General features: G+C 68.0%; 1 protein-coding gene. It reads left to right on the plus strand.

The window, feature by feature from the left end; all coding sequences use genetic code 11:
* The coding region (locus EXE42_RS17155) for an acyl-CoA dehydrogenase family protein (protein ID WP_199240807.1) at positions 1-406 on the plus strand (406 nt) is incomplete at both ends.

Genomic DNA, 406 nt, shown 5'->3' on the forward strand with positions numbered 1-406 from the left:
GTCGATCCACGGCGGGATCTACAACTCCGTCCCGATCGTGAAGTACGCCGACGAGGGGCTGAAGGCGGACCTCCTGCCGCGCGTCGCCGACGGCGAGGCGCGCATCCAGGCGTTCGGGCTCACCGAGCCGAACGCCGGCTCCGACTCGACGGCGATGGAGACCAGAGCCGAGCGGGACGGCGACGAGTACGTGGTCAACGGCGAGAAGGTGTGGATCTCGCGGGTCGAGGACAGCGACTACCTCCTCCTGATGGCGCGGACGACGCCCAGAGACGAGGTGGACAAGCGCACCCGCGGCATCTCGATGATCCTCGTCGACCTCGAGGAGGCCTACGGGAACGGGCTGGAGATCGAGCGGATCCCGAAGACCGCGAGCCGCGCGGTCCACTCCTACCAGCTGTACTTC

Source organism: Halorubrum sp. SP3 (genome assembly GCF_005435195.1).
Lineage (GTDB): Archaea > Halobacteriota > Halobacteria > Halobacteriales > Haloferacaceae > Halorubrum > Halorubrum sodomense.